The sequence below is a fragment of the Undibacterium sp. Jales W-56 genome (assembly GCF_025548535.1).
Classification (GTDB): Bacteria; Pseudomonadota; Gammaproteobacteria; order Burkholderiales; family Burkholderiaceae_D; genus Undibacterium.
Genome location: NZ_JAJLQW010000006.1, coordinates 49,271 through 69,315, shown reverse-complemented (window position 1 = coordinate 69,315; position 20,045 = coordinate 49,271). Strand labels below are relative to the sequence as shown.

17 protein-coding genes and 1 tRNA gene are annotated in these 20,045 nt (G+C 51.0%); 15 read left to right on the top strand and 3 right to left on the bottom strand.

The window, feature by feature from the left end:
* Positions 1–485: 485 nt before the first annotated feature.
* From LPB67_RS15805 to LPB67_RS15780, 6 genes are all read left to right on the top strand, one after another.
* Positions 486–1,535 (top strand): PRTRC system protein D, encoded by a 1,050-nt coding sequence (locus LPB67_RS15805; protein WP_262838251.1) that lies wholly within the window; start codon positions 486–488, stop codon positions 1,533–1,535.
* Entirely contained in the window at positions 1,532–1,810 is a 279-nt protein-coding gene (locus LPB67_RS15800) for a hypothetical protein (RefSeq protein WP_262838250.1), read from the top strand. Before LPB67_RS15805 ends, LPB67_RS15800 begins: the two co-directional genes overlap by 4 nt.
* Before the next feature lie 2 nt (positions 1,811–1,812).
* Positions 1,813–2,343 carry a CFI-box-CTERM domain-containing protein gene (locus LPB67_RS15795; RefSeq protein WP_262838249.1) on the top strand — a complete coding sequence of 177 codons (531 nt, stop codon included), beginning with the start codon at positions 1,813–1,815 and terminating at the stop codon, positions 2,341–2,343.
* Positions 2,333–2,890 (top strand): PD-(D/E)XK nuclease family protein, encoded by a 558-nt coding sequence (locus LPB67_RS15790; RefSeq protein WP_262838248.1) that lies wholly within the window; start codon positions 2,333–2,335, stop codon positions 2,888–2,890. The genes LPB67_RS15795 and LPB67_RS15790 overlap by 11 nt, the downstream gene beginning before the upstream one ends.
* Positions 2,891–3,042: 152 nt before the next feature.
* Positions 3,043–3,600: a DUF1643 domain-containing protein gene (locus tag LPB67_RS15785; RefSeq protein ID WP_262838247.1), complete on the top strand. Its 558-nt coding sequence runs from the start codon at positions 3,043–3,045 to the stop codon at positions 3,598–3,600.
* Between the two features lie 591 nt (positions 3,601–4,191).
* On the top strand, positions 4,192–5,115 hold the full coding sequence (locus LPB67_RS15780; RefSeq protein ID WP_262838246.1) for a patatin-like phospholipase family protein: 924 nt from the start codon (positions 4,192–4,194) through the stop codon (positions 5,113–5,115).
* A 101-nt stretch (positions 5,116–5,216) separates the two neighbouring features.
* Here the strand turns inward: LPB67_RS15780 and LPB67_RS15775 are convergent, their stop codons facing one another.
* On the bottom strand, positions 5,217–5,780 hold the full coding sequence (locus LPB67_RS15775; RefSeq protein WP_262838245.1) for a C40 family peptidase: 564 nt from the start codon (positions 5,778–5,780) through the stop codon (positions 5,217–5,219).
* Between the two features lie 201 nt (positions 5,781–5,981).
* On the opposite strand from LPB67_RS15775, the gene LPB67_RS15770 reads away from it, so the two are divergent.
* The 4 genes from LPB67_RS15770 to greA all read left to right on the top strand — a co-directional run bounded on the left by LPB67_RS15770 (position 5,982) and on the right by greA (position 11,674).
* Positions 5,982–6,389 carry a GlcG/HbpS family heme-binding protein gene (locus tag LPB67_RS15770; protein ID WP_262838244.1) on the top strand — a complete coding sequence of 136 codons (408 nt, stop codon included), beginning with the start codon at positions 5,982–5,984 and terminating at the stop codon, positions 6,387–6,389.
* Positions 6,390–6,705: 316 nt separating this feature from the next.
* The gene (carA, locus tag LPB67_RS15765; protein ID WP_262838473.1) at positions 6,706–7,890 is read left to right on the top strand and encodes a glutamine-hydrolyzing carbamoyl-phosphate synthase small subunit; all 1,185 of its coding nucleotides are present in this window, start codon (positions 6,706–6,708) and stop codon (positions 7,888–7,890) included.
* Entirely contained in the window at positions 7,883–11,101 is a 3,219-nt protein-coding gene (gene carB, locus LPB67_RS15760; RefSeq protein ID WP_262838243.1) for a carbamoyl-phosphate synthase large subunit, read from the top strand. Before carA ends, carB begins: the two co-directional genes overlap by 8 nt.
* Before the next feature lie 96 nt (positions 11,102–11,197).
* Positions 11,198–11,674 (top strand): transcription elongation factor GreA, encoded by a 477-nt coding sequence (gene greA, locus LPB67_RS15755; RefSeq protein ID WP_262838242.1) that lies wholly within the window; start codon positions 11,198–11,200, stop codon positions 11,672–11,674.
* 72 nt (positions 11,675–11,746) lie between these two features.
* On the opposite strand, the gene LPB67_RS15750 is transcribed toward greA, so the two are convergent.
* Positions 11,747–12,223: a YhbY family RNA-binding protein gene (locus LPB67_RS15750; protein ID WP_262838241.1), complete on the bottom strand. Its 477-nt coding sequence runs from the start codon at positions 12,221–12,223 to the stop codon at positions 11,747–11,749.
* 32 nt (positions 12,224–12,255) lie between these two features.
* Between LPB67_RS15750 and LPB67_RS15745 the strand changes: the two genes are divergently transcribed.
* The 5 genes from LPB67_RS15745 to LPB67_RS15725 all read left to right on the top strand — a co-directional run bounded on the left by LPB67_RS15745 (position 12,256) and on the right by LPB67_RS15725 (position 17,412).
* The gene (locus LPB67_RS15745; protein ID WP_262838240.1) at positions 12,256–12,897 is read left to right on the top strand and encodes an RlmE family RNA methyltransferase; all 642 of its coding nucleotides are present in this window, start codon (positions 12,256–12,258) and stop codon (positions 12,895–12,897) included.
* Between the two features lie 159 nt (positions 12,898–13,056).
* Positions 13,057–14,943 carry an ATP-dependent zinc metalloprotease FtsH gene (gene ftsH / locus LPB67_RS15740; RefSeq protein ID WP_262838239.1) on the top strand — a complete coding sequence of 629 codons (1,887 nt, stop codon included), beginning with the start codon at positions 13,057–13,059 and terminating at the stop codon, positions 14,941–14,943.
* A 76-nt stretch (positions 14,944–15,019) separates the two neighbouring features.
* Positions 15,020–15,862 carry a dihydropteroate synthase gene (gene folP, locus LPB67_RS15735; RefSeq protein ID WP_262838238.1) on the top strand — a complete coding sequence of 281 codons (843 nt, stop codon included), beginning with the start codon at positions 15,020–15,022 and terminating at the stop codon, positions 15,860–15,862.
* Between the two features lie 15 nt (positions 15,863–15,877).
* Complete coding sequence (glmM, locus tag LPB67_RS15730) at positions 15,878–17,221, top strand: phosphoglucosamine mutase (protein WP_262838237.1); 1,344 nt, start codon at positions 15,878–15,880, stop codon at positions 17,219–17,221.
* Between the two features lie 114 nt (positions 17,222–17,335).
* A tRNA-Arg gene (locus LPB67_RS15725) sits at positions 17,336–17,412 on the top strand.
* 465 nt (positions 17,413–17,877) lie between these two features.
* On the opposite strand, the gene LPB67_RS19120 is transcribed toward LPB67_RS15725, so the two are convergent.
* Positions 17,878–19,923, bottom strand: coding sequence for a methyl-accepting chemotaxis protein (locus tag LPB67_RS19120; protein WP_316685243.1), 2,046 nt, complete (start codon positions 19,921–19,923; stop codon positions 17,878–17,880).
* Positions 19,924–20,045 lie beyond the last annotated feature (122 nt).

The window sequence follows — 20,045 nt, the reverse complement described above, 5'->3', positions numbered from 1 at the left end:
AGGACGGGTATCGACCGCAACGCCTTTTTGTTCCCGCGATGGGAGCAGGGCAAGGAGCCTTTCGAGCACTGCCAGTTGACACCTTGACGGTTGACGCGTCAAGCGCTTTCCGGCGCTTTCGGGTGGCGTCGGCACGCGCCCTTGATGGCGGTTTTTCTTCCGATCCGGCGGGCACGCGAGGGTGCGCGAGGGGTTGACTCGCAAGGAAGTGGCCTCTGGTTCCGGAACCGGCCTTGACCGCCGATTTAACGGACGATCTGGAGGCTTGACGCGTGTTCTTCTGGTGCGACCGTAGTGATATGCGAACGCACACGATCCGGGCTCGGCGATGGCCGGTGTCGTTCCGGTTCGAGCCGAATGACACGGTGGGTCGACCGGACATGGACCTGGTGCCGAAATCCGGCCCCAATCGTGGGCGTTTCGCATGGAGGCGCGGCATCGAATATCCGATGCTGTCCGTATGAATCGACATTTCTGGAGAATCCATGGAACCGATCGTCAGAGCAGTGGATGTTGGATTTGGCAATACCAAGTACGTGACAAGCGGATCGAACGACGAGATCCGTTGCGCCACCTTCCCTTCGATCGCCTATCCGAGCGCAAGGGACTTGTCGGCGACGCCGGCCGCCGAGCGGCGTAGAACCGTGGCCGTGCCAATCGATGGCCTGTTTTACGAAGTCGGACCCGAAGTGAACCTGGCCGCCGACACATTCCGCTCCACCCAGATGCACGACCGCTATACCGAGACGCCAGAGTATGCGGCCCTCTTGCGAGGGGCGCTCAATCTGATGAAGGTCGGTAGTATCGATCTGCTGGTGGTCGGCCTGCCTGTCGCGGCGTTCGCTGCGAAGAAGGCGGCCTTGGAAAAGGCGATGACCGGCAAGCACGAAGTCGGCAATGGTCGGACCGTGACTGTGCGTAAGGCCCTGGCCGTGGCCCAACCACAAGGTGCGTTGGTCTACTACGCCTCGCTGCACCAAAAGCTGCAAGCCATCGAGAATGAGCAGAGCTTGGTAATCGATCCAGGCGCCCGGACCTTCGATTGGCTGGTCACAAGAGGGATGCGCCTGGTCCAAAAGAAAAGTCATTCCATCAATCGCGGAATGTTCGATGTCTTGCAGGCCATCGCAACTGAGATCAGTGACGACATCGGCACGCCTTACCGGGACTTCGACGCGATCGATGCGGCGCTGCGCACTGGCAAGAACCCTGTCATTTATCAGAAGCCCTACGACATGTCGCGCCTGATGCCGATTGCGCGCACGATCGCGCAGCAGGCAGTGTCGTCGATGATGCAATGGATCGAGGCATCCTACAACTTCCAGAACATTATCCTCGTCGGGGGAGGGGCTTTCCTGTTCAAGAAGGCGGTCAAGGATGCATTTCCGAGACACAAAATCCACGAGATCAAAGATCCTATCTATGCCAACGTCAAAGGGTTTCAGATAGCCGGGATGAACTACGCCCGAAGCGGAATCGACAAGGATGCTCCCGCAAATCGGCCCGAACTGAAGGCGGATGGAGGTGCTGCATGAGTCCGGCGAATGCTGGACAACCAGAGCGCATACGGCTCGTCTTCGAATTGGAGCGCGCCGACAATCCGCGGCTTTACGAAGACCTGATCCAGTGCAAGAAAGGCTCCAAACGGGTCAACCGTTTGCGAACCCTGGCGCACGAAGGCTTGCTTGCGCAAATCTGGTCGGCGCGCGGAGGGGGGCAAGTCGAGGACGCGAATGGCGACAGGGTTCGCGTCGATGGGGGCGGGGCGTCGGTCACCAACCAGGTATTCGACGAACCCCTGATGGAGTAGACATGAACCAGGATCAATTGGACGGGGGCGCACCGGCGGGCGGCGGATTGCGAACCGGTGGTGGTCGGCAGTCAGGCAAAAGGGTGAATGCCGTCGGCGCCTCGGAACTGGCCCAGATGGGCGTGTGTGAACGCCTGGTCGTGTTCGAACACCACTTCGGCAAGCGGAGATCTCGGCACCAGCGTGTTGCGATCAAGCGGGGACAGGTTGCACACGAGCAGTTCTATCGCGATGGCGTCCTGGTATCCGTAGCAGGAGATGCGTCGGCCGAAAAAGGGCGTTGCTATATCGCGACGCTCATATTTGGCGCCGGCCCGGAGACGATCGCGCTCAGGGCATTCCGAGACCGAGTCCTGCGGCCGAACTTGGCGGGGCGATGGTGCATCGCGATGTACTACCGGACGGCTCCCTCGGTGTGCTCAGTGCTGCAACGTCATACATCGCTGCAACCCATTGTACGTACCACGTTGCGAGCCGCGGTCTGGCTCGTGAAAAGGACACTTCTTGAGAGCGGAAAAAATCATGGAAAATAGCGCAATCATTCTGCTGGTGCTGGTCGTCGTCGTCGTGGCGTTCGCTGTTCGGCAGCGTCGTGCTCGCTCGACTGGCCCAGCACTCGGATTAGCCTGGCTGCCGCGTGAGCTACGCGGCGCCGAGTTGGTCTATGCCGAGCAAACCTTCTGTGCCGTGGGCGACATCACCATTGTCGCGAAATTGGACCGGGGCTACCGGAATCCGAGCGGCGTGATCATCCTGGTGGAATTGAAAACGCGTAGGACAAATCAGCCCTATTTTTCCGATGTAATCGAGCTATCGGCGCAGCGACTGGCGGTGCAAGCGCAGACAGGGGAACACGTCGCCGCGTTCGGCATCGTGTTGATCCAGCGACCAGGACGCATGTTCAAGTCGGCACATAGGGTCGATCTGATGTCAGTAGAAGAAGTGGTAGCGCTGGCCAGGCGAAGGGAACACATCTTGAATGGCCATCTGACTCCAAGGTATTCGTGTTCCAAGCGATTGTGTGGCGGGTGCGCTTTCATGCAGGCATGCGAGGTATCGACCTGGTCCAGGCCAGGTTGATGTTCTCCGGCGGGCGGGCGTGGTGGCATGCGCTCAGTTGAACTAGCCCAGACTTCACCTGACGCTGGCTGTCAGATGAGTTAAAGTTTAGTGTCTCAAATGATCGATGTCTCCCTCACCTGCCTGCAAACGGCCAACTTCGAGATAAATCTATGTCCAAATTCGCCGTCGCAGCAATCGGCTCACCGGCCCCGTTGCCCGAGCAATCGGTCGATCCAATCATCGCAGAACGAACAGTTTTCAACACCGATAGAACTCATCGCTTTGCGCTCTTCCGGCATTGGGGTGACATAGAGAATTATGCTTGCGGCATCAGCATGAACCCCTCCGGTGCGGCGGAAAATGTGGGCGATCCGACAGTGGATGGCATGGTCCGCCGAGCTCGAGAGTACTGGGGCGTTGGTGCCTACTACCAACTCAATGTCATGTCCATTCGCGGTACCTACTCGTCAGATTTAGCCAAAACGGCATTGGTCAACCTCCCCGAGAACGATGAATGGATCCGGCGGATCGCGGCCAGCGCTCGACTTATTGTGGTGAGTTGGGGGAATCCCGGTCATAAGTCGGGCCGCGGAACTGCGGTGGAGGCAATCTTGCGCGAAGTGTGTGACCCGGCGAAAGTCCTTTGCTTCGGAAGGAATAAGAACGGTTCGCCGGTCCATCCTCTCTATCAACGGCTTGATGCACCATTGAAGCAATATTTTGCCTAGGAGAAAAATGTACTTAGTCCAGCCGACGAATGCTAAACCGATCGCTCAAGTTGATGACCAAAGACTACGTTTTCGCTTCTGTCCGCTGAGTTTCGGCACGGCCGCGCGGTGCCGACACAGTTCGAATCCCACTTGTTCCGACAAACTACCAAGGTAGGCCGTGTTTGCTGAGTTCGTGTCCGAAGGTCAGGAGGCCAGTCGCGTTCCGGGTATCAGCAGCGGGCAATTTCGGTTCATGCCCACGTGATCAAGCACGCCGATCGTTTAGCGTCGCCGTTGTGATGCCATAGGTCAAACGTAGTCTGCCACGCCCAGTCTAATTTTCTGGAGACCGGCATTAAACACCCACTCTTCCCGGAGGCTACGCTGGGCACTTTCGGCTCAAACGTCCAGCGGTTTCAATTGTTGGTATTTGTGTTGGTATTGCTCAATATTTATATTTTGAATATCATTTAAAATCAATATGTTACGTGCAATTAATGGATGTCACCGCTTCCGCCAAAAATTTAGCAGTATCTAAGCCCACGTTGCTCCTCAGAGAACGTGGGTTTTTCGTATCTGGATCGTCTATTCACTTTTCTCATGTCCCTCATGTTGCCAAAAAAATTTGTGCGTCCATTATCCAATATCTGCTCGTCCTTATTCGCTTTATCGCTGCTGGTGGCCTGTGGCTCGACGCCGGTTCAGGTGGTTGCTCCGCCTGTGCCTGTGGCGAAGACCCCTAAAGCGATACGTATCGGCTTGGCTCTGGGTGGCGGTGCTGCGCGCGGATTTGCGCATATCGGCGTGATTAAGACGCTGGAGTCGCAAGGCATCATTCCTGACATCGTGGTCGGCACCAGTGCAGGCAGCGTGGTCGGTGCGATGTATGCGGCGGGAAATAACGGCTTTGCTTTGCAAAAAATGGCGCTGGATATGGATGAGGCAACGATTTCAGATTGGTCTTTGCCTTTGTTTGCCAAGAGCAGCGGCGTGTTGAAGGGCGACGCCCTGCAAGCGTATGTGAATAAATCGGTAGGGCAAACGCCGATCGAGAAATTGAAAAAACCTTTCGGCGCAGTCGCGACCGATTTGCACACCGGTTTGCCGGTGTTATTCCAGCGCGGGAATACCGGCTTGGCGGTACGTGCTTCCTCCGCCGTGCCCGGCGTGTTTCAGCCGGTCAAAATCAATGACAGGCAGTATGTCGATGGCGGCCTGGTGTCGCCAGTGCCGGTGCGCTTTGCGCGTGAGATGGGAGCAGATTTTGTGATTGCGGTGAATATTTCTTCGCAGCCGGATTCGCAGGCGGCTTCCAGTTCGCTGGAAGTGCTGATGCAGACTTTTACCATCATGGGGCAAAGCTTGAATCAGTTTGAATTAAAAAATGCAGATGTCGTGATCCGGCCGGAATTGGCGAGCATGAAGGGCAGTGATTTTGCCGGGCGTAATCTGGCGATCCTGGCGGGGGAGAGGGCAGCGATGTCAGCGATGACTGAAATTAAGCAAAAAATTCGTATGATGCAGGAAAAATGATGTCGGTTTAAATTACATACTGCCCCTATGTACATTTATTTATCCGCATAAAACATACGGATTGTGACCGTGTTTTAGATCGTAATAAGGGGAGTATATAATTATTGCGGGTTGTTTTGCTGCTTTTCGTCTTCGTTGATCCGTCTGGCGCCATTAAAGCGTTTCTTCCAGTAAGCAATGTCCATGCTTTCTATGCGTACTTGGCCGCCGGCAGAAGGCGAGTGGATGAACTTGTTGTCGCCGAGATAAATGCCGACGTGCGAGAAGCCGCGGCGCAATGTATTGTAAAAAACCAAATCGCCGGGTTGCAAATCTTTTTGCTCTACCGTTTCGCCGACTTTGCTGATTTCATGCGAGGTTCTTGGCAATTCCGCACCCAGTGCATTTTTGAAAACCAGTCTCACAAAACCACTGCAATCGAGTCCATTTTCTGGCGTATTGCCGCCGCGCTTGTAGCGTATGCCGAGCATGTCCATGGCCTTGACAGTCAGGTTGGATGCGCGTTCCCGGAGTTCTTGCAGTTTCAGGTAGGCAGTCGAGGATTCGGGGAAGGGGTTTTCAGCGGCTTGGCCGGCGGTGCAGACGGTAAGCTGCAGGGCGCTGGCGAGTAGTACAGTAAGGACTAATTTTACTTTCCTTGGATGTCGGGAAATTGGTATTAGCATTGTTGCACCTGGTTGAAAAAACCGCCCAACTTTAAGCGAACTATTGCGGAATGTAAACTCGTCAATTGTAAAAATTAACCAAATGACATGTATTGAGGGGTCGCTGCGATAGGCAAGCCCATCAAATTGTTAAAACAGTTTGTATACTTAAGCGAACGGCCATGACGTACAATCCGCTCACATTTCAATCTGGAGGCAATGATGCAAACAAAACCCGTATTAACTTTGGACGATGTGAAAAAAATTGCAGCGGCGGCAGAGGCTGAAGCAAAAGCGAACTCCTGGGCCGTGGTGATTGCGATTGTGGACGACGGCGGCCATCTGATGTGGTTGCAACGCCTGGATGGCGTCGCGCCTATCTCTGCGCAGATCGCGCCAGCGAAAGCGACGACTGCGGCGCTGGGTCGCCGCGAGTCGAAAATCTATGAAGACATCATCAATAACGGTCGCTTCTCTTTCTTGAGCGCGCCGTATATCGAGGGCATGCTGGAGGGCGGTGTGCCGATTCTGGTTGACGGTCATTGCATTGGCGCTGTCGGAGTTTCCGGAGTTAAATCTTCTGAAGATGCGCAGATTGCAAAGGCGGGTATCGCGGCTTTGCTGGCGTAATTGTTTTTTTGTGTAGTCAAAGTGAAATTGACGCGCTATTGACTATCAAGCGTAGCAAAGCATTTGAAGCAGAAGGGCGCAAATTGGCATGCTGATCCATGCAATTTGCGCCTTTTTTCTATGATTCCTGTTTGCCTGAGAGCTGGATTTGCGCTATAATTCTAGGGTTTAGCTAATCCAAATCCCGTCGTATCGCATACCCAAATCCACATCGCACCTTAAAATCGTCCCCAGCTACGCGAAGATTGTGCGTGGGCATTCACGACGAGTATTTCGGCGCAGCGTAGCGACGGTAACAATACAGGAGTTACCCTTGCTGCCATTTCCGCAGTCTTTACGTACCCAACAAGATGCCATAGCCATTCTTGCCCTCGCAGATGGGACAATTTTTACCGGTATATCCATAGGTGCTTCCGGACACACCATCGGTGAAGTCGTTTTCAATACCTCCATGACGGGTTATCAGGAAATCCTGACTGACCCAAGCTATAGCTCCCAGATCGTCACCCTGACTTATCCGCATATCGGCAATACCGGCGTCAACTCGGAAGATGTCGAGTCCGGCAAAATCCATGCAGCCGGCTTGATCATTAAAGACTTGCCGCTGCTGGTATCGAATTTCCGTTCCGAGCAATCGCTCGCCGACTACCTGAAGTCGCAAAATATCGTTGCCATCGCAGGCATTGATACGCGTAAATTAACGCGGATTTTGCGTGAAAAAGGTGCGCAGGGCGGCGCGATCCTGGTCGGTAACGATGCGGCTAAAGCGATCGCCTTGGCGAAATCCTTTCCTGGCTTGTCTGGCATGGACCTGGCGAAAGTCGTGTCGACCACTAAGTCCTATGAATGGACTGAAGCAGAATGGACGCTAGGTCAGGGTTACGGCGAATTGGCCGACCCGCAATTCCACGTGGTGGCTTTCGACTATGGCGTGAAACGTAATATCTTGCGCATGCTGGTCCAGCGCGGCTGTAAAGTCACCGTGTTGCCCGCACAATCATCCGCCGCCGAAGTGCTGGCGCTGAATCCTGATGGCGTATTTTTATCCAATGGCCCTGGCGATCCGGAGCCGTGCGACTATGCAATCGCCGCCACCAGAGAATTGATTGAAAAAGGTATTCCGACCTTCGGCATCTGTCTCGGTCATCAAATCATGGCGCTGGCGTCCGGTGCTAAAACCTTGAAGATGAAGTTTGGTCATCACGGTGCGAATCATCCGGTGCAGGATATAGATACCAGGCAAGTATTGATCACGTCACAAAATCACGGCTTCGCGGTTGATTCTGCCTCACTGCCGGCCAATTGCCGCGTGACGCATGTGTCCTTGTTTGACGGTTCCCTACAAGGTTTTGCGCGTACTGATAAACCGGCATTTTGCTTCCAGGGACATCCGGAAGCCTCGCCCGGACCGCATGATATCGCTTACCTGTTTGACCGCTTTACCCAATTAATGAGTGCCGCAAAAGCGCAGGCAAAACAGGAGAAAAATAAAAATGCCTAAACGTCTCGATATAAAAAGTATTCTGATTATTGGCGCCGGCCCTATTATCATCGGTCAGGCCTGCGAATTCGATTATTCCGGCGCTCAGGCCTGTAAGGCTTTGCGCGAAGAAGGTTATAGAGTCATCCTGGTGAATAGCAATCCGGCGACCATCATGACGGATCCGGAAATGGCCGATGTCACCTACATCGAACCGATTACCTGGCAAGTCGTTGAACGCATTATCGCGAAAGAAAAACCAGATGCGATTTTGCCTACCATGGGCGGCCAGACTGCATTGAATTGCGCGCTGGACTTGCACAAACACGGTATCTTGAGCAAATACAATTGCGAACTGATCGGTGCTTCGCCAGAAGCGATTGACAAGGCCGAAGACCGTTCCAAATTCAAAGATGCGATGACCAAGATCGGCCTGGGTTCGGCCCGTTCCGGCGTCGCGCACAGCATGGACGAGTCATGGGCTGTGCAGCGCACGCTGGGCTTCCCTGTCATCATCCGTCCATCCTTCACTATGGGCGGCACCGGCGGCGGTATCGCCTACAATGAAGAAGAATTCGAAACCATCTGCAAACGCGGTCTGGAAGCGTCGCCGACCAGCGAATTGCTGATCGAAGAATCCCTGATCGGCTGGAAAGAGTACGAGATGGAAGTGGTGCGCGACAAGGCGGACAACTGCATCATCGTCTGCTCGATCGAAAACCTGGATCCGATGGGCGTACATACCGGTGACTCGATCACCGTTGCACCGGCACAGACCCTGACCGACAAGGAATACCAGATCATGCGGAATGCCTCGCTGGCAGTGCTGCGTGAAATCGGCGTCGATACCGGCGGCTCCAACGTACAGTTCTCGGTCAATCCGGCTGATGGTCGCATGATCGTGATCGAGATGAATCCGCGCGTATCGCGCTCCTCGGCGCTGGCCTCCAAGGCAACCGGTTTCCCGATCGCCAAGATCGCGGCCAAGCTGGCCGTCGGCTTCACGCTCGATGAATTGCGCAATGAAATTACCGGCGGCGCTACGCCAGCATCATTCGAGCCTTCGATCGATTATGTGGTGACAAAAATACCGCGCTTCGCTTTCGAAAAATTCCCGCAGGCCGATAGCCACCTGACGACCCAAATGAAGTCGGTCGGCGAAGTAATGGCGATCGGCCGTACCTTTCAGGAATCGTTCCAGAAAGCTTTGCGCGGCCTGGAAGTCGGTGTCGATGGGATGAACCAGAAAACTCTGGATCGTGAAGTGATCGAAGAAGAACTCGGTGAGCCTGGTCCGGATCGTATCTGGTATGTCGGCGATGCATTTGGCCTCGGCTTTACACTCGAAGAAGTGCATCAGCTCACGCATATCGATCCGTGGTTCCTGGCGCAGATCAAGGATATTGTCGATATCGAATTGTGGCTGGATCATCAGACTTTGGATGGCCTCGATAAAGAAGTGCTGTTAAAAATCAAGCAAAAAGGTTTCTCCGATCGTCGCCTTGCGAAGTTGTTGAAAACAAGCGACAAAGCAGTGCGTGAACGTCGCCATGCGCTGAATATTCGCCCGGTCTACAAACGTGTGGATACTTGTGCCGCCGAGTTCGCGACCAAGACCGCCTACATGTATTCGACCTATGAAGAAGAGTGCGAATCTGCACCGACCGACAAGAAGAAAATCATGGTGTTGGGCGGCGGTCCGAACCGTATCGGTCAGGGTATCGAATTCGATTATTGCTGCGTACACGCTGCTTTTGCGATGCGCGAAGATGGCTATGAAACTATCATGGTCAACTGCAATCCCGAAACGGTATCTACCGATTACGACACTTCCGACCGCCTGTATTTCGAGCCATTGACGTTAGAAGATGTACTGGAAATCGTAGATAAGGAAAAACCGGTCGGTGTCATCGTTCAATACGGCGGCCAGACGCCATTGAAGCTTGCGCTGGATCTGGAAGCAAATGGCGTACCTATCATCGGTACCTCGCCAGACATGATCGATGCCGCAGAAGACCGTGAACGTTTCCAGCAAATGTTGCATACCTTAGGTTTGCGTCAACCGCCGAATCGCACTGCGCGTACCGAAGAGCAAGCTTTAGCACTGGCGCAGGAAATCGGCTATCCGCTGGTGGTTCGTCCATCCTACGTATTGGGCGGACGCGCGATGGAGATCGTGCATGAGCAACGTGACCTTGAGCGCTACATGCGTGAAGCCGTCAAGGTATCGCATGATTCGCCGGTGCTGCTGGACCGCTTCCTGAACGATGCGATCGAAGTCGATGTCGACTGTATCTCCGATGGCGAGCACACTTTTATCGGTGGCGTGATGGAGCATATCGAGCAGGCAGGCGTGCATTCCGGCGACTCGGCATGCTCCTTGCCACCGTATTCGCTGGCGGCCGAGACGATCGATGAATTGAAGCGCCAGACCTCGTTGATGGCCAAGGGTTTGAATGTGGTCGGCTTGATGAACGTACAATTTGCGATCCAGCAGCAGGATGGCAAAGATGTGGTCTATGTGCTGGAGGTGAATCCGCGCGCATCCCGCACCGTTCCTTATGTTTCCAAAGTCACGGGCTTACAGCTGGCTAAGATTGCTGCACGTTGCATGGTGGGACAATCGTTGGCATCGCAGGGCATACTCAAAGAAGTCGTACCTTCGTATTTCAGTGTGAAAGAAGCGGTTTTCCCATTCGTGAAATTCCCTGGCGTTGACACCATACTCGGCCCGGAGATGAAGTCCACCGGCGAAGTCATGGGCGTCGGCAAAACGTTTGGCGAAGCCTTCGTCAAGTCGCAACTCGGTGCCAGCATCAAGTTGCCGACATCCGGCAAAGTGTTCCTGAGCGTCAAAGGCAGCGATAAGCCGCGTGCGGTCAAAGTTGCCGGTGATCTGGTTGAGATGGGTTTTAGCGTGGTCGCCACCAAAGGTACGGCAGCGGCGATTGCAGCTGCCGGCATTCCTGTCGGCATCATTAATAAAGTCGCTGAAGGCCGTCCGCATGTCGTCGATATCATCAAGAATCATGAGATTGCTCTGGTGATCAATACGGTAGAGGAAAAACGCAGTGCCATTACCGATTCACGTGCCATTCGCGTGTCGTCGTTGGCGGCCCGCGTGCCAACCTATACGACGATTGCCGGGGCCGAGGCAGCAGTGCAGGGGATGCGTCATCTGGATGAATTGCATGTCTATGATTTACAAGGGCTGCATAAAACCTTACACTAAGCGAATAGCTTAAACTTCGATACAGAGCTCACAGACGGCGTCCAGTCCGGATGCCAGATGTGGCCTCTGTATTTTTACTTTATGAGTGTGAATGAAATGAGTACAGTACCTCTTACCAAATTCGGCGCAGAATTGCTGAAGCAAGAATTGCATAATCTGAAGACCAAAGAGCGTCCAGACGTGATTAATGCGATTGCTGAAGCGCGTGCTCAAGGCGATCTGTCGGAAAACGCTGAGTACGACGCGGCCAAAGAGCGTCAAAGTTTTATTGAGGGACGCATTGCCGAATTGGAAGGCAAGCTCAGTGCGGCACAAATTATCGATCCTGCAACGCTGGATGCAGAGGGCCGTGTCGTATTTGGTGCGACAGTGCGTTTAGAAGATCTCGAAACAGAACAAAAAGTCAGTTACCAGATCGTGGGCGATGATGAGGCAGATATCAAATTGAGCAAAGTCTCGATCAGCTCTCCTATCGCACGCGCCTTGATCGGCAAGTACGCTGGTGATGTGGTTGGTGTGCAGGCACCTGCAGGTGTTCGTGAGTACGAAGTGTTGGATGTGTTGTACATCTAAGTAAAAAAGACCAGACTGGTCAAGGTCTGGTCTCCCATTGATTTGCAGCGAAGCACTGCATTTGCTGTATGATCAGGCATTACCCAAAGCAGATTTCTTCGCGCTGGATTGACGTGGTTTAGCACGTTTGATCGAACCACCTTGCGTGACGCGCTCATTGCCTTTAACCATGACTTTCGATACCGTAGGTTTTTTGGTGCCGCTGGCGCTAGGTTTAACGATCGTAACCTCGCGCATACCTTTACCTTTTTTGACTAACTTGGTTTCTTTGACGCCATCGACTTTAGGGCGATAGAGAACCAGTAGTTTGCCGATGTGCTGGACTGGCGCTGCTTTGAGCGACTCGCATATCGTATCGTACATAGTAACGCGTGCTTCGCGGTCATCGCCAAATACGCGTACTTTAATCAATCCATGAGAGCTGAGACCAGCATCGATTTCTTTCATCACGGCGGGCGATAAACCGGCTTCACCGATCAGAACGATAGGTTTCAGGGCGTGGGCTTCGGAGCGCAATTCGCTACGTTCAGCGGGCGTGAGTTTCAACATATAAATTCCTTTAAAAGCAGTATTTTACGCGAATGGCAAAAAATAAATTCAATCAAAATTGGGTGCACGATCATATTAACGATCCTTATGTCAAATTGGCACAGAAGGAAGGCTATCGTGCGCGTGCCGTTTACAAGCTCAAGGAAATCGATGAAGCTGAAAAATTAATCAAACCGGGACAGATTATCGTCGATTTGGGGGCCACACCCGGTAGCTGGTCGCAGTATGTGCGGAATAAATTAGCCGGTAAAGACGGCGGCGGTATTCTGGGCGAGATTTTTGCACTGGATTTATTGCCTATGGATCCTATCGCTGACGTGCAATTTATCCAAGGGGATTTCCGTGAAGAGACCGTGCTGAGCCAATTAGAGGCGAAATTGCAAGGTCGCAAACTTGACCTTGTATTGTCTGATATGGCGCCTAATCTATCAGGTAACTCCACAGTCGATGCAGCACGTATCGAATATATTCTGGAGCTGGCGGTAGAGTTTGCCAATGCGCATTTAAAACCGACGGGTGCCTTGTTGGTGAAGTGCTTTCATGGGCCTGCCTACAACACAATAGTGAGCATGTTTAAAACACAATTTAAAACAGTCACAAGTAAAAAACCTAAAGCCAGTAAAGATAAGTCTTCCGAGATATTTTTGTTGGGTCGAGGGCTGAAAAATGATTAAAAATGCTCAAATAGATCAAAAATAGCTAATTTGTCAGCCAATCAGACCTTGATAATCCTCAAGGTGAGCAGCATATGCGCTCTAGCAAGCTCTATCCAATGCGGGTAAAATGCAAAATTACAGTGTGTACAGGCGTTCTTATGCGTCCAAGGAGTTCTCGTGAATAATATGTTTTCAAAAGCAGCCATTTGGGTCGTTGTTGCCTTGGTGCTTTTTACTGTGTTCAAACAGTTTGATAAGGGCATCACCTCTGGTGTCTCCGCAATGCCATATTCCGAGTTCCTGGATGAAGTAAGGGCCAAGCATATCAAAGATGCGGTGATCGATGAGGCCAGTCGCTCGATTGTCGCAACTACCGTGGATGGCAAAAAGATCAAATCCCAGGTGACTGTGCTGGATCGTGGATTGGTTGGCGACCTGGTCAATAACGGTATCAAATTCGATGTCAAGCAACCTGAAGAGCAATCCTTCCTGTCTCAGGTATTCATTTCATGGTTTCCCATGTTGCTACTTATTGGCGTCTGGGTATTTTTCATGCGTCAGATGCAGGGCGGCGGCAAGGGCGGTGCCTTCTCTTTTGGCAAGTCCAAAGCCAGAATGCTTGACGATACCAATAACAACGTTACCTTTGCCGACGTCGCAGGTTGCGATGAAGCTAAAGAAGAGGTTAGTGAGATTGTTGACTTCTTGCGTGATCCAAGTAAATTCCAAAAACTCGGCGGTCGTATTCCGCGCGGCGTACTGATGGTCGGTCCTCCGGGTACGGGTAAAACTTTGCTGGCGCGTGCGATTGCCGGCGAAGCCAAGGTACCTTTCTTTACAATTTCAGGTTCAGATTTCGTAGAAATGTTCGTGGGTGTCGGTGCATCCCGTGTTCGCGATATGTTTGAAAATGCCAAGAAACATGCTCCATGCATTATCTTCATCGATGAGATCGACGCAGTTGGTCGTCACCGCGGTGCCGGTATGGGCGGCGGTAATGATGAACGTGAACAGACCTTGAATCAGATGCTGGTCGAGATGGATGGCTTTGAAGCCAACTCCGGTGTGATCGTGATTGCAGCGACCAATCGTGCTGATGTGCTGGATAAAGCTTTGTTGCGCCCGGGTCGTTTTGATCGTCAGGTTTCCGTAGGTTTGCCAGATATTCGTGGCCGCGAACAAATCTTGAACGTACACATGCGCAAGGTACCTATCAGCACCGACGTCAAAGCGGATATTCTGGCTCGCGGTACTCCTGGCATGTCCGGTGCCGACTTGGCGAATCTGGTCAACGAAGCGGCCTTATTTGCTGCGCGCCGCAACAAGCGTCTGGTCGAAATGCTGGATTTTGAAGATGCGAAAGATAAAATCTTCATGGGACCAGAACGTAAATCAATGGTCATGCGTGAAGATGAGCGCCGTAATACTGCCTATCATGAGTCAGGTCATGCGGTCGTTGCGAAGTTATTGCCGAAAGCTGATCCGGTGCACAAAGTCACGATCATGCCGCGTGGCTTTGCCTTGGGTTTGACCTGGCAACTGCCTGAACACGATCAGATCAGCGGTTATAAAGACAAGATGCTGGAAGAAATTTCGATTTTGTTTGGCGGACGTATCGCTGAAGAGATTTTTGTGGGGCAAATGTCGACTGGTGCATCGAACGATTTTTCTCGTGCAACCAAGTTGGCACGCGCCATGGTCACTCGTTTCGGCATGTCCGACAGCATGGGCGTGATGGTGTATGAGGACAATCAAAGCGAAGGCTATTTCGGCGGCTCTTCCAAGACAATTTCGGAAGTGACGCAGCAAAAAGTCGATGCGGAAATTCGCAGTATCCTGGACACGCAATATGCACTGTCACGTAAATTGTTGGAGGAAAATCGCGACAAGGTTGAAGCAATGACTAAAGCCTTGCTTGACTGGGAAACGATTGATGCGGATCAAATCAATGACATCATGAGCGGCATTGATCCTCGCCCACCCAAACCAGGCCAATCAACGAGAAAATCACCGTCAGATTCCAGCTCTGGTGGTGTCTCGCCGAATGCGGCGGCACCAGCCTGATTTTTTATTATTTTCATAAATAGTTTTAATTTTAATTTAGGGTGAGAAGTAATTCTCGCCCTAATTTTTTATATTCATGAATAATTTTTTTGATTGCGGTCGATATCGCTTCCCTTTGCAGGGGGCTCAATTTCGACCGCTTGTGATGGGGATTCTGAACGTTACGCCAGACTCCTTTTCTGACGGCGGGCAATTTCAAGCGCTCGATGGCGCTATGTCTCACGCCGAACAAATGATCAGAGATGGCGTCGACATTATTGATATTGGCGGTGAGTCGACCAGGCCAGGTTCAACGCCAGTCTCGTTGAATGAAGAATTAGACAGGGTCATGCCGATTATTTACGCATTGCGGGATTGCGGTAAACCTTTGTCGATTGATACCTACAAAACCGAGGTGATGCGAGAGGCAATATTGGCAGGGGCCGATATGATTAACGATATCAACGGATTTCGATCCGACGGTGCCGTTAACACTGTCGCAGAGAGCGATGTTGGCTTATGTGTCATGCACATGCAAAATTCGCCATATGATATGCAGCAACGTCCTCAATATAAGGATGTCAATCAAGAGGTTACGTCTTTTTTAGAAGAACGGCTTACTGCATTGCTCCAGGCTGGGGTGGAGAGTTCTCGTCTTTGTATTGATCCAGGATTTGGTTTCGGAAAAACTCTGGCGCATAATATTTCGATGTTGAAAAATATAGAACAATTTCAAATAAAGCATGGATTGCCTGTCTTGGCCGGTCTGTCACGTAAATCCATGTTGGGCAGCATTACCGGGAAAAATGTCGAACATCGTTTAGCAGCCAGTCTGGCAGCAGCATTAGCTGCAGTTGCCAATGGTGCCAAGATTGTGCGGGTTCACGATGTTGCTGAAACGGTAGATGCGATCAAAGTATGGCAAGCACTAAGTAATTAAACAAAGAGAATGAAAATGACGAGAAAATATTTTGGTACCGATGGCATTCGAGGCAAGGTCGGCGTAGCGCCGATTACACCAGATTTTGTGATGCGCTTAGGCTATGCTGCAGGCAAGGTCCTGGCGCAAAGCGGTCATGTCGGTGAATCTAAGCCTACGGTATTGATAGGCAAGGACACGAGGGTGTCTGGATATATGTTGGAAGCTTCTTTAGAAGCAGGATTTGCTGCGGCAGGTGTTGACGTGATGTTGGCAGGTCCAATGCCTACGCCGGCCATCGCGTATCTGACACGCGCTTTGCGGCTGTCTGCTGGTGTAGTCATCTCGGCTTCGCACAATCCATATTACGACAATGGCATCAAATTTTTTTCCGCTCAGGGAAATAAATTACCCGATGAAGTCGAATTGGCGATTGAAGAGGAATTGGAGCGTGAGATGGAATGCGTCAGCTCCGATTTGCTAGGTAAGGCACACCGTTTACGCGACGCCAATGGCCGTTATATAGAATTTTGTAAGAGTACGTATCCAAATGAATTGGACTTGCGCGGTTTAAAGATCGTAGTCGATTGCGCCCATGGCGCGGCTTACGATATCGCACCCCATGTATTTCATGAATTAGGTGCGGAGGTTATTTCGATTGGCAATCAGCCCAATGGTTTTAACATCAATGACACGGTAGGTGCGACCTCACCAGACGCGTTGGCTTTGGCAGTAAGAGCGAATCATGCTGATTTGGGCATTGCCCTGGATGGCGATGCAGATCGACTGGTGATGGTCGACAAGGACGGGAAAATTTATAACGGCGACCAGTTGCTGTATCTGATGGTCATAGATAGATTGGCGATCGGCCCTGTTAGTGGTGTGGTCGGCACCTTGATGACTAATATGGCGGTTGAGCTGGCGCTAAAAGAATTGGGCGTTGGTTTTATTCGGGCCAAAGTCGGGGATCGTTATGTACTTGAGCAAATGCAAGAACGTGGATGGCTCTTAGGTGGTGAAGGCTCAGGGCATTTGTTGTGCCTTGATAAGCATACGACAGGCGATGGCATTGTATCTGCCTTGCAAGTGCTCTCGGCATTGCGTCGCAATAACAAGACCCTGGATCAATGTTTTGAACAATTGAATTTATTTCCTCAGGTGCTGATTAATGTGAAGGTGCCCGCAGGTTTCGATTGGCAAAAAAATCAGCATGCGGTTAGCGAAAAACAGCGTATTGAAATGGAAATGGGCGATAAAGGGCGGGTCCTGATTCGCGCATCAGGAACAGAACCGCTAGTTCGTGTAATGGTTGAGGCAGTTGATCTGGGAATGGCGAATAATTTTGCCCGTCAATTGGCGGATATTATTGGGCTAAAATAGATTTTAATTGTGCTTGGAATAGGTTTCATTCTTGAATAAGATGGCCATTCCATGTACTATTCAGCCTTCTGTTTTTACACCTCACAATGTTGCGTGAGATGTAATCCAAACGACCTGTCCATAGCTCAGTTGGATAGAGCACGAGCCTTCTAAGCTCGGGGTCGCAGGTTCGATTCCTGCTGGGCAGGCCAATGAAATCGAGTGCTTAGAGCAACTAAACTGTTGGTATTTTCTACCTTGATCGATTCTGATACGCCAGAACAACGGTTCCGTAATTTTTTAGCTATTGCGAATTTGCAGCATATTTAGATCGATAATTTTCTTATCCAAATACTGGCCGACTCTCGTTGGCCTTTTTTGTTTTTCGCTCAAATTCCGGTAATGATATTCCTCGCGTCTTCTTTAACAGAAGCGCATCCCAACTATATTTTTCTTACGAGACCGCAGATCGATTTGGATCAAGGCTGTATAGCAGCTCATTGCCTTGGCTCTGGGGGACAGTAGGGAAGTATATGGAATTGACCCGAATGGAAAAATCGTGGCGTCACCGATATTGGCATTCCCCCCAGGACGGTTCTGCAAGCAATCGAACCATGCTCCCGAGGGCGATCAATTGTGCATCGTGAAATGGGTACAGAAGCGTTGTTACGCAAAATTCAGGATGCCCTCGATTTTTCATTTGGGTATAGGCGCTTTAACGCCGGTTTTTTTAATCCCTGCTCATCATTCGATGCTATCAAACGTACGTGAGGCAATTCATGATTAACGTACACGATTTTAAATATAGCAACTGCCTCGGCTAATTTGATGGCTTGCCCATGCATGCTTTCAGCGGCGGCGGCGGCTTGTTCAACTAATGCTGCATTTTGCTGAGTGATGTCGTCCATTTGATCCAGAGCATCATTAACCTGTGCGATACCATTGCTTTGTTGTACGCTGGCTTGTGTAATCTCACGCATGGTATCGGTGACGGCTTGAATTGAATTGACGACCTCTTGCATCGTATCACCTGCCGCATGCACTTGTTTGCTACCGGTTTCTACTTGTTCAACAGATTCGGTGATCAAGGCCTTAATTTCTTTCGCTGCACTTGCCGAACGTTGTGCAAGATTGCGCACTTCAGTCGCTACGACAGCAAAGCCCCGGCCTTGTTCTCCTGCCCGGGCGGCTTCTACGGCAGCATTCAGCGCCAAAATATTGGTTTGAAAAGCGATGCTGTCAATGACGCCAATAATATCGTTGATCTTTCTGGATGATTGCTGGATAGCTCCCATCGTCGCGATGACACCTGCTACAACAGCCCCCCCATTTTTTGCAATCGAGGTCGCGATTAACGCATTGTCATTCGCATGGAGCGCGCTGTCTGCATTTTGTTTAACGGCACCCGTCAGTTCTTCCATTGACGCAGAAGTTTCCTCGAGCGAGCTTGCCTGTTGTTCCGTGCGTGAAGAAAGGTCTGCATTGCCATGTGCAATCTCTCGTGATGCATTAGCGATAGATTCTGTTCCTATACGAATATCAACGACTAGCTTGGAAAGCCCATGTCTCATATTGTCAAATGAGTTGAGCAGCAAGGCGATTTCATCCTTTCCGTTTGATGTGACTGTGACACTCAGATCTCCGGCAGTGATGCGTCGGACTGCACGGTCAAGCTCCCTCAGTTCTGCTGAAAAAGATAGGTAGAAACCCGCCAATAAATAGGACGCGCAAATGAGGATCGCGGAGATGATTGCGATCATCAAATTTCTACGAAATATATCTTTATTCAATCGTTCTGCCAAAGTGGAATCCAGTAAATCACTTGCTGAACTTGCATAAGAAAATAAACCTTCAACGCTTGCATTACCGGCATTTAAAAATTCAGTTCCGGAAGTTTGATTGACGGTATTGAGGATTTCATTTTTTGTTCGCTCCAAAAATGCCAGATTTTTAGTGACGACACTTTGCTGTGAGTCGAGCTTTTCTTTGAAACCCGGATTTTCTCGATACATCGCCTCAAGTTGGGCGGGAATACGGTTCAAGTCACGTTTTGCCAGCATTACGTCGGAACTGATTAACAAATCTTCATTTGCTTCAAGCAATGCAGTATCAATATAGGCTGCGCCTCGTCCGGAGATATCGGATATTCCCTCTGCGATTTCTGGCAACGTTTTTGCAAACATATTGATCAGGTAGTAGGTATCTACTTTGGGATCAAGCGTCAGATGTGATCGGTCAGCCAGTTGCGTATTGAGCTTGTAGAACCGGTTGATCAGTGCCGTATGTTCCTCATAGCTTTCTTTGGCTTTGTTACTTGCTAATTTCTGTAATAGCGCAGACCAACTTTGTTTAATACTTTCAACAGAATTGTTCACGCCAAGTTCGGGATAGTCAGACATCATTTTGATGAAGACATCCAGTTTTTCCGAAATTTCTTGCTGCTTTTTTTGTGCCGTTTCCTTCGATGGCAAATTGCCCGATAAAGCCAGGTGATGAATCGCCCTGTGTTGCTGAAGCAACTTCAAGATATCCTGAGACTGGCGCAGTTGTTGGATCCCAACGCGCTCTAGTTGAGTTATGGAAATGGATTTACTGAGTTCATTGACCAGCAGCGAGGCAAGCAGTACCGTTGGTATAGAAAATAAAGCTGCGACAAGAAGAAATTTAGGAATGAGACGCAAGCGTTGCATCGCATAGATGGCGGGTGAAAATACGACTTTCATTGGAGCTCCGATGAGGAATGTTTCGCACGGCGGCAGAAACATATTATTGCATTGCAGCAATAGTGCTCTTTTTTGATGACAACTTAATGAATTCCTGGCGAAAGAAATCAAAATCTGCCAAA